Origin of the sequence: Allobosea sp. LjRoot90, from assembly GCF_964254315.1 — a bacterium.
In the GTDB taxonomy this organism is placed as follows: domain Bacteria; phylum Pseudomonadota; class Alphaproteobacteria; order Rhizobiales; family Beijerinckiaceae; genus Allobosea.
Window position 1 is genome coordinate 1,114,330 of sequence record NZ_CAXUTF020000001.1, and the last position, 9,152, is coordinate 1,123,481.

10 protein-coding genes are annotated in these 9,152 nt (G+C 59.4%); 8 read left to right on the plus strand and 2 right to left on the minus strand.

Annotation, left to right across the window (positions count from 1 at the left end; genetic code table 11):
• The first annotated feature begins 175 nt into the window (after positions 1–175).
• The 8 genes from ACSQ3M_RS05300 to ACSQ3M_RS05335 all read left to right on the plus strand — a co-directional run bounded on the left by ACSQ3M_RS05300 (position 176) and on the right by ACSQ3M_RS05335 (position 7,898).
• Positions 176–832 (plus strand): class I SAM-dependent methyltransferase, encoded by a 657-nt coding sequence (locus ACSQ3M_RS05300; RefSeq protein WP_436149003.1) that lies wholly within the window; start codon positions 176–178, stop codon positions 830–832.
• The gene (locus ACSQ3M_RS05305) at positions 829–1,707 is read left to right on the plus strand and encodes a glycosyltransferase family 2 protein (RefSeq protein WP_436149004.1); all 879 of its coding nucleotides are present in this window, start codon (positions 829–831) and stop codon (positions 1,705–1,707) included. Before ACSQ3M_RS05300 ends, ACSQ3M_RS05305 begins: the two co-directional genes overlap by 4 nt.
• 971 nt (positions 1,708–2,678) lie before the next feature.
• Complete coding sequence (locus ACSQ3M_RS05310; RefSeq protein ID WP_436149005.1) at positions 2,679–3,236, plus strand: methanogen output domain 1-containing protein; 558 nt, start codon at positions 2,679–2,681, stop codon at positions 3,234–3,236.
• Positions 3,211–4,389 (plus strand): ATP-binding protein, encoded by a 1,179-nt coding sequence (locus ACSQ3M_RS05315; protein WP_436149006.1) that lies wholly within the window; start codon positions 3,211–3,213, stop codon positions 4,387–4,389. The genes ACSQ3M_RS05310 and ACSQ3M_RS05315 overlap by 26 nt, the downstream gene beginning before the upstream one ends.
• A complete protein-coding gene (locus ACSQ3M_RS05320; protein WP_436149007.1) occupies positions 4,386–5,045 on the plus strand; it encodes a response regulator in 660 nt (219 codons plus the stop codon). Before ACSQ3M_RS05315 ends, ACSQ3M_RS05320 begins: the two co-directional genes overlap by 4 nt.
• A 259-nt stretch (positions 5,046–5,304) precedes the next feature.
• Positions 5,305–5,988 (plus strand): LuxR C-terminal-related transcriptional regulator, encoded by a 684-nt coding sequence (locus tag ACSQ3M_RS05325; protein WP_436149008.1) that lies wholly within the window; start codon positions 5,305–5,307, stop codon positions 5,986–5,988.
• A 313-nt stretch (positions 5,989–6,301) separates the two neighbouring features.
• Positions 6,302–7,054: a LuxR C-terminal-related transcriptional regulator gene (locus tag ACSQ3M_RS05330; RefSeq protein WP_436149009.1), complete on the plus strand. Its 753-nt coding sequence runs from the start codon at positions 6,302–6,304 to the stop codon at positions 7,052–7,054.
• 31 nt (positions 7,055–7,085) lie between these two features.
• A complete protein-coding gene (locus ACSQ3M_RS05335; protein WP_436149010.1) occupies positions 7,086–7,898 on the plus strand; it encodes a glycosyltransferase family 2 protein in 813 nt (270 codons plus the stop codon).
• A gap of 95 nt (positions 7,899–7,993) precedes the next feature.
• On the opposite strand, the gene ACSQ3M_RS05340 is transcribed toward ACSQ3M_RS05335, so the two are convergent.
• A complete protein-coding gene (locus tag ACSQ3M_RS05340; protein WP_436149011.1) occupies positions 7,994–8,221 on the minus strand; it encodes a hypothetical protein in 228 nt (75 codons plus the stop codon).
• Positions 8,222–8,427: 206 nt separating this feature from the next.
• Positions 8,428–9,138: a SapC family protein gene (locus ACSQ3M_RS05345; RefSeq protein WP_436149012.1), complete on the minus strand. Its 711-nt coding sequence runs from the start codon at positions 9,136–9,138 to the stop codon at positions 8,428–8,430.
• Positions 9,139–9,152: the final 14 nt, after the last annotated feature.

The following is a 9,152-nucleotide window of genomic DNA, read 5'->3' on the forward strand; positions in this document are numbered from 1 at the left end:
GATCCGATCAGATTGACCCAATCTGATCGGAACGGGCTCCAAGCCTACCATCTGCCCAGAACGGCTTAGTCCGCAAGCCCAACGGCCTCAGTCGTCGGACCGGGCCGCCGGCGGAATGATCATCGCTAGGATCGTGCCCTCCAGAACCGGTGCGGCGTCGTAAGGCGAAGAGCTCATGAACATGATCCCGCGATCGTTCCGCCGCTCGCAGTTCCGCGAGGAACGGTTCAAGACCTATGTCCGCCCGATCATCGATGCGGTGGTGAAGAAGCGGGGTTCCTGCCGGATTCTCGACATGGGCGGAGACGCCGACTACTGGCAATTCGAGCTCCCGGCGTCGGGTGTCGAAATCTCTCTCCTGAACATCGAAGCCAAGCAGCAATCATCCGACCCGCGCTTCCATGTCATCCAGGGCGATGCGCGCGACGTCGGAGAGTTCGACGATCTCAGCTTCGATTTCGTCCACTCCAACTCGCTGATCGAGCATGTCGGCCGCTGGGCCGATATGAAGCGCGTCGCGGCCGAGATCAGACGGCTGGCCCCGAACTATTACGTGCAGACGCCGAACTTCTGGTTTCCGCTCGACCCGCACAGCAACGCGCCAATCATGCACTGGCTGCCGCAGCCGCTGCAGCGTCGACTGATATCGAGCAAGTCCCGCGGCTTCTATGCGAAGGCGACCTCGCTCGACCACGCCATGCAGATCGTCGAAGGCACCTCGATGCTCGACCGGGCCCAGCTTGCCGACCTTTTTCCGGATGCCGAGATCCTGACCGAGAATGTCCTGTTCCTGCCCAAATCGCTGATCGCCATCAGGAGCTCGGAGACGTGAAGCAAGCGGAAGCCAAGCATCGGGATTTCGCCTTCCTGGCTCTGGCCAAGGACTGCGCCACCACGATCCCGCGCTTCCTGACACTGCTCGACACGCTTCGACGCAGTGGCATGAGCGTGGCTGCCTTCGTCGGCGAAAACGGTTCGCACGACGAGACGCGGCTGTTGCTTGAGCGTGCGGAGACGCAAAGGGAGATTACCCTTGTTCCAACCCCTTTCATGGCAAGCGAGCCCGAGCGGCTCCGGCGGATGGCGCTGGGCCGCGAGCGGCTCAAGAGTGAACTCGAAGCGTCCGGCATCGAAGCCCGCTTCGTCTGCGTTCTCGATATCGACAACGTCATTGCCAGACCGCCCTCGGTTCCCGCTCTCCTCGCAGCGGCGTCAAAACTCGATCGACAAGGCGTTTTCGGTGTGTCAGCAACCTCACGCCCGCACTACTACGACCTGCTGGCCTTCGAGGACGAGCATCGATCCTTCGAGACGCTTCTTGACGATCTCGCGAAGAGCCGGATCGACATCTTCGAATACTACCGCTTCTTCCAGTCACGGATTTATCCGCACCAGCGAGCGCTCACGGACGATCGCGAGATCATATGCGCATCGAGCTTCAATGGCCTGTGTCTCTACCGTGCCGATATCTACCGCCTCGGAAGCTACCTTCAAGCCGGCCCCAGCATCTGCGAGCATTTAATCTTCAACCGCATCCTCGCCGGTCTGACCGGCGGCACAATGCTCATCGACCCCGGCCTGGTATTGCGCACGCCCATGGACCACGCCCAGCGGAGCTTCCTGCCATTTGCCTGGCTGCGGCTCCGGAAACTGGTCGCTTTACCATTGCATCGACGAGAGATTCGACCAGGCCCGGTTGCCCTTTGATCGACAGTAGATAAGCAAGAAAGGGGGCCGAATGTGAACGGCGGTTCGCAACGCCGCCAAGGCAACCACCATGGCCTCGGCGCTTCTGCTGCTCAAGCGCCGAGAAGGCCTCACATGATCGTGAAGATCACAACATTCTTACCAACGAAGATACCCGGTCGGCTCGCTCCCAGGCGCTACAAAACCCAAGCGATCCCCAGGGGCTATAAATCATTCTCTAGCAAGAATACTTGTGAAATTTAGCCTACTTATCTCGTATTTTTATTTTGAAACAACATAGTAAAGATCTATATAAACCTTATTATATCATCAATCGAGCGCAGTATATTTAATTTTGTTACAAATTATCCGATTTTTGCGTTCCCTTTTGGTTCTCACTCGACTCGGCCCGATAGCGACCCGCACGTTCTCATACAACCTATATTAGAATATCTGCTGTAAAAAATCCATTCAGTACAAGTTTAGCTAAATTCCGGCAGACACCATCCCAATAAGCTGCTATTATCACTGAGAAGATGCGCATTTGGTGTTTTGAGAACACGTTAAATTACCCCGCCTACCGCACCCATGGCTAGCTGCGCAGTTTTTATATCTTTCTCCCTTCGAGGAAGAATATCCGGCGCCTTCGTGGTAGGCACACACGCCATCCAGACCTTCTAACAAGTGCTCTATTCTAAATATTAAATCGACATCTAAATTCTTTAAAATTATGGAATGCTCATATGCCTTACGTTTTAGATAGCGATTTTATCACAAACATTGCGGATCAAGGATATAAAAACTTTGAAATCCATATATTGAATTCAAATTTAGATACTCATAGTTCAACACAACCGGAGACTTGAAGTAGATCACATGGAACATCACTGCCGAGAAAGGAACCCTTCCTCCCCTGGGCACGGGAGCAATCTTCCACGAACGCCAACGGACGCTCTTATTGGAACAGCGCCCCGCTCTGGAGGCCAGTCATCGTGACTCCATCCGCCACCAACGTGACGTCGCCGAGTATCGGCTCGCTTGACATCGAATTCGACCACAATGGTCTTTCCAGCGCCCTGATCGCCAACATGGCGGAGCTGTTGGAAACCATAGCGGGTGTCGAGGATGCCTGCGTCTATGTCAGCAGCATCGCCGCGCGGCTGGGAGCCGATATCGAGAAACAATACAAGGCGGCGCTGGGCACCCGAAACCTCAACCGCGACCAGCTGATCGAGATTCTGATCGATCTGAAAAACCGCGCAGGCGGGAGCTTTTCTCTGATCGAGCAAGACGAGGACCGCGTCGTATTCGGGAATTCAGCCTGTCCTCTCGGCAAGGCCGCTGCGAACCACCCTTCCCTCTGCATGCTGACCTCGAACATCTTCGGCCGGATGGCCGCCAACACGGTCGGATACGCTGCGGTGGATCTCGAGCAAACGATCGCCAGAGGCGCCCCTGGCTGCCGCGTCGTGCTTCATCTGAAGCGAACGGAATTGGGCCCAGATACGAGAGAATACTTCCGAGATGATGCATCTACAGCTTCGGCATGAACTAGACCTCGAGATCTATCTCGAGCCGTCGGTCATCGCTTCGAGCGATGGAAGTGTCCACGCGTTCAATCGTGCCGCTAGCCAGCTTCTCAATCCCGCGAGTTCGATCTCGTCGCTGCTCGACATGTGCGCGAGCGGGGTCGAGACCTTGCAGACCTATCTTCTCGCCTGCTCAGGCTCGCGCCAGCCATTGATCGAGCGGGTCAGTTTTGACGGCCCGGATGGTGCCATCGACTATCGCTGCTTCGGCAATGCATTGGTCCCCCGACGCCGAAGTCGCCCGGCCACGCTCCTTCTGCGCCTGTTCCCGGTACTCGACACACGGTTTTCCGCTGCCGCGGAGCGGATAAGGCGCTTAACGGCGGAGCGGCAGCAACGCGTTGCCGTGCAGCAGTTCGACGAATTGCGCGGTGACCGCCTGCGACTGGTCGAGCAATACTGCTTCGTCGCTGAAGCGCTGCGCGTCGTGGAGGCGCGAACGCACGAACTGGAGGACGAGATCAGCCACATCCGCTGTGACGAGCGTGAGCGCATCGCCCGGGATCTGCATGATCATGCCGGGCAGGAGATGGCCCTCGTCCTTGCAGAACTACGGATCCTGCAGAATAGCGCGAAAGGGCCCGCAAAGAAGCGTCTCGAAGAAATTGTCGAGCATGTCGCCGGGATCGGGCGCAAGATCCACCATTCCGTCGTCAACGGGCGGCCTCGCATCATCGAAGAACTCGGCTTCAGCCGCGCCATCGAATCCATGGTGGCATCGGTCGCGGCCGATGGCAGACTCGGTTTCTCCTTCAAGAAGAAGGGAGGCGAACCGGACCTGCTGCCAATCGACATCGAGAACGCGTTGTATCGGGCGGCTCAGGAAGCCCTGACGAATGTGCTCAAGCACGCGCTCGGCGCGCGGAAAGTCGATGTCGCCCTGGAATTCACCGATGACTCAGTCTCGCTGACGATAGCCGATGACGGCGTCGGCCTTTCTGCGGAAGCGATGCCACCGGAAGGTAGCGACGCCGGCATCGGACTCCGCGGGATGCGGCAACGCCTGTCCGACATCGGTGGGACGCTGGCGATCGGCCCGCGCTTCGGCAAGGGCACGATCGTCACGGCGATTGCTCCGTTGACCTGCGACTTGCCTGGAGGTGTTCCGTCATGACGGCACGTCTCATCCTCGTCGATGACCATCCGGTCGTTCTCGCCGGCCTGCAAGCCCTCGTGCTCGGTTTGCCTGATCTCGAACTCGTCGGAACGGCGACCTGCGCATCCGAAGCGCTCGCACTTGTCCGCGGCCAATGCCCCGAGATCGTGGTGCTCGACATGGGACTGCCGGGCATGAGCGGTCTGATGCTGGCCGAACGCATCCTCGAAGGAGCGCCCGACACGCGCATCGTCATGCTGACTCATTACGAGGAGCCGAGCTATGTCCAGAAGGCGCTGAGGATAGGCATTTGCGGCTATGTCCTCAAAGCTTCGGCAAGCGAAAAGGTCGTACAGGCGATCAGAACGGTACTGAGCGGCGGCGTCTACATCGATTCCGATCTGGAAGACTTCCGCTCGGAATGGATTCGCAAGCTTTGTCCCGCCTCCGGCCCCTCCCCGGCAGCCGCGAACGGCACGCTGACCTATCGTGAGACCCAGGTCCTGCGCCTTGCCGCCGTCGGCCACTCCAACAAGGAGATCGCCCGGCGCGTCGGACTCGGCATCAAATCGGTCGAAACCTACCGTTACAGAGCCTGCAAGAAGCTGATGCTGCATTCGCGCCTAGACATCATCAGATATGGCGCCAATCACGGCTGGATCCTCGACGTTTGACGGTACCGGCTAAGCCATCGATGCGCTGAGACATCGCGTTCGGGCTTGTGCGGAGTACTCAACTTGGCGTGGCCAAAACAATAATCGCCACGCGCCATGCAATCGCATCTCCTGAAGAGCGGGGCGACTTGCAGGACCTTTGCCGGTACGACAATGCCGGGGGCCCAGGAGCCCGCGCTTAGGGTCCGCCGGCAACCGGCGGAGCCCCCAGCACGGTCGAGTCTCCCGATTGTAAAGCGACCAGACCGGCGGCGCGAATATGACAAGGATCCTCGTTGCCGACGAACACGCGCTCTACCGCACGGGTCTGCACACGATCCTGCAGGCCGCGCTGCCAGAAGCCGAGTTTCTCGAGGCTGCAGATTTCAACGGCCTGATGCGCAGCCTGATGGAAGACCAGCCCCTCCATCTCGTGCTCGTCAGCCAGAACCTCAGCGGTTCCACCGACCCACAGATCATCTGGGAATTCAAGCGAGCCTCGACAACGACGCGTTATGTCATCATCTCGAGCAACGGCACGTTCGACCAGGTTCTGCATTACATCGCCGAAGGCTTCCACGGCTTCATCTCGAAACTGCAGCGGGATGACGAGATCGTCGAAGCGGTTAAGGAGGTTCTGGCCGGACGACTAGCGGTCCCGCGCGGATTGACCTCGTTCGGCTCCTCCACGGACGGGCATAGCGCTCGTGAAACGACACAGCGTCGTGTCATTGGCTCACAACAGGACCCATTCGGGCTGACGCGCCGACAGAAAGATGTCCTGGCACTGATCGCTGACGGGCTCTCGAACCGGGAAATAGCCCAGGCACTCCACATCGCGGAGCCAACGGCGAAAATTCACGTCTCCGCGCTGATGCGCACGCTCAATGTCCGCAACCGGACCGAAGCGGCAGTGCTCGCGAAGGATCTGCTTCGTATCCTCAAAGTTGATCCGACGGGCTGAAACTGTTGGCCTGAGAGCGATATCGAGCTCGACGACCAAGGGGAAAGCTCTCGCTTGTCAGGATTATCCTGACAGTATCGTATTATTCCCGACAAGACGAACCCATCCGAATGAACTAATTATTAACGATGAAATTCTGGGTGCGCACATCCCGCTGCGCCGCCCGGTGTCTATAAATCGACGATCTGAGACGTAACCCGCCTCCGAATTTCTCTGACATAACAAAAAAATCTCATCGCTGATTCAACAAGGAGCTCACGCTCCTTGTTGCATTTGTCGCAATAGTTTTGTGCCGAGTAAAAGGGGAGTACCGATGCCTGAAATCATCGAAACCACTGTACTGAGCGACAACGCCCTGCTTCGGGAAGGCATAACCAAGCTATTGGATGGTGCACGCTTCCATGTAAGTCAGCGAACAACGAGTTGTGATCTCTACAGGCCGGAAGTCAGCCACCAAGCTCCTGACCTTTTCATCGTCGTGATCGACGACATGTCCTGCTCGATCGTCGGCGATATCAAAAGGCAGTTCAAGGGCGCCAAGATCGTGGCGCTCGCCCTCCGCGACAGCCGCGAACTGATGCGTCGCGCCATCCAGCTCGGTGCAGTGGGCTATCTCGTCGAGTCCATTTCGGCGCAGGATCTCATCACGTCACTGGAGGTCGTCATCGCCAATGGCGCCGTCTTCCCGCCCGAGCTTCTGTCGCAACTCTCCGAGATTGCGGTCGAGCCGCAGCGCCTCCTTCAGGGCGTGCAGCGGCGGGCGGACGGATCTCCGTTCCAAGGTCTTTCCGTCCGGGAGGTGAGCATCCTCGAGGGGCTGATGCTGGGCGAATCCAACAAGGTGATCGCGCGCAAGCTGGAGATCGCCGAAGCCACTGTGAAGGTCCACGTCAAGGCGATCCTGCGGAAGGTCCGCGTCAGGAACCGCACCCAGGCGGCCATGTGGGCGATGCAGAATGCGGTGACCCGGATTCCGGTGGCCGAAGAGCCCGGCACGGCTGAAGACGAGCACCTGCCGATGATCGCTGCGAGACTGGAAATGGCGAATTCGCCCCGGTTCTCGTGAACAGACCGGCCTCAGCGACGGAGCTGCATCCATGATCGTTACAATCGTGACCCCGACGCTGAATGCCGTCGACTATCTGAAGGAATGCATCGAGTCCGCGCGCCGTAACGCGACGCGCGACATCGAGATCGAGCACGTGATCGTCGACGGCGGCAGCACCGACGGAACCGTCGAGCTCGCCCGCAGCTTCGGGCTGCGTGTGATGCAAGGCAAGGACAGCGGCATCTTCGACGCCATCAACAAGGGGTCCTTCAACTCGTCAGGCGAGTTACTGGGCTTCCTTGGCGCCGATGACGTCATGCTGCCGGGGGCCGCTGCCGCGGTCGTGGATACCTACCGCAGGAGCCGCCGGCGCTGGGTGGTCGGTGCCATTCGATGGATCGATTCAAGTGGGCACGGCCTCGGCGGGCTCGCGGCGCCTCCGAACTGGATGACACCGGCGATGCTGGTCTGCCTGGGCTGGAACCCGATCATGCACATGGCGACGTATTTCTCCCGGACCTTCTTCGAGGAGCTGGGTGGGTTCGACATCTCCTACAGGGACGCCGGCGATTACGACATGTTTTGCCGGGCACTGAAGAAGGAACCCTATGGGCGGATCGAGCGGCCGATTGCCTGCTTCCGGAGAACGGGCGTCAACAACAGCGCGATCCACGGAAGCCGCACGACGGCCGAATGCGCCAGGATATTCGCGCAACACGGGCCGTCATCGCAGGCGGAGCGTCTGTTCTGGCGTTTGGCCTTGAAGACCTATTTCAACCTCGGCAACCCCGATTGGTTGTTGTCGAAGATGGCGGATTCGACGCGGACCACCCTAAAGCTCCAGCCAAAGGCGCATTTCTGAGGCCCGCTACGCGAGATCGAGCTTGCTTCGAAACAGCGATCGGCGACGTCGAGTTGTGCCGCCAAGGCGGCCCGGCTCCGAGCGACCAGAGCGCGTCAGCGCACTGCAGGCAGGAACCAGCGCTTGGTTGGAAACAGGCTTCGACATGCCTGCGCCGACAGCAGCGCGCAGCCAACGACCGGCCAGGTCAGGCTGACCAGAGCAATAACGGCGAGGTCTTTGGTGGCGAGGACGCAACGTTCGGTTTCGAACACCGAATTGAGCACAGTCAGGCTTGCGACAGCGAGATACACCGCCACGATGATGATGAGCGCGATGGTCATCTGCACATCCCCAGCAGATTGGCCGCTAGTCGATCACTGACCTGACGCTAGACCCACGACCATCTCCATCAATGACAAATGGAGATATATCCGCGGGCCATCGGGATTACTGCGCTGGAGCAAGATAAGGCCTCACCCCCATCCGCCGGTATAGCCGTTGGCCTTCGCTCCTGCCGCCCTCCGCGCTGGTAGGATGTGAAGTCTGTTTATGAGCGCTCGCCGAGCAGGGCGAAGTTCGCCAGGCTGATCAGATGGGCGTGGATGGGCGCCAGATAGCCTTTCCGCCGCAGATCGAGCCAGATCTCGTCCGACAGCGCGTTGAGGCGCTCTTCGCTCACCGCCATGAAGCCGGAGAAGCTCGAGCTCGCGCCGCTGGCCGAGCGTATGTCGATGTTGATCGTATGGAACAGGTCGAGGGTCTTGAGCTCGGCGGTGAAGGCGGCCGTGGCCTTGGCGGCATCGGCATATTCGCCGACGAAGGTGATGACCCGCTGCAAGGCTTCCGCGGGCTCGCCTTCCTCTGTGAAGAGACGCTCGCCCTGCTCGTTCTGCAGGCCGGAGAAGCCACCATCGACGCAGATGACCTGCTGCTCCGCCGAGACCTCGCCGCCGACGAATGGGTAGCGCCTCAGATAGGCCGGCGCATGCTGGCCACGCCAGCGCCCCTCGCCATTGACGAAACAGCTCTCGCCGGGACGCATCCCGACCATGAACAACGGCGAGACGAGGCCGGCCTCATCGAGAAAAAGGATCGGCATGTCGCGGCAAGCGACTGCGAATTCCGGCATCAGCGCCGGCAGCACATGGGCTCCGGACGCGAAGGCGTAGGGTGCCTCCGACGGAGCGATGCGCGCCTCGCGATGCTCGTTGCGGTCGAGCACGATGATGCTTGAATAGAACAGCGGCAGGGGCGCCATGATCGGATCCTCGT

Coding starts and splice junctions, on each gene's coding strand:
- ACSQ3M_RS05325 (WP_436149008.1), top strand. CDS start 5,305: ATGACAAGGATCCTCGTTGCCGACGAACACGCGCTCTACCGCACGGGT.
- ACSQ3M_RS05320 (WP_436149007.1), top strand. CDS start 4,386: ATGACGGCACGTCTCATCCTCGTCGATGACCATCCGGTCGTTCTCGCC.
- ACSQ3M_RS05335 (WP_436149010.1), top strand. CDS start 7,086: ATGATCGTTACAATCGTGACCCCGACGCTGAATGCCGTCGACTATCTG.
- ACSQ3M_RS05330 (WP_436149009.1), top strand. CDS start 6,302: ATGCCTGAAATCATCGAAACCACTGTACTGAGCGACAACGCCCTGCTT.
- ACSQ3M_RS05340 (WP_436149011.1), bottom strand. CDS start 8,221: ATGACCATCGCGCTCATCATCATCGTGGCGGTGTATCTCGCTGTCGCA.
- ACSQ3M_RS05315 (WP_436149006.1), top strand. CDS start 3,211: ATGATGCATCTACAGCTTCGGCATGAACTAGACCTCGAGATCTATCTC.
- ACSQ3M_RS05300 (WP_436149003.1), top strand. CDS start 176: ATGAACATGATCCCGCGATCGTTCCGCCGCTCGCAGTTCCGCGAGGAA.
- ACSQ3M_RS05345 (WP_436149012.1), bottom strand. CDS start 9,138: ATGGCGCCCCTGCCGCTGTTCTATTCAAGCATCATCGTGCTCGACCGC.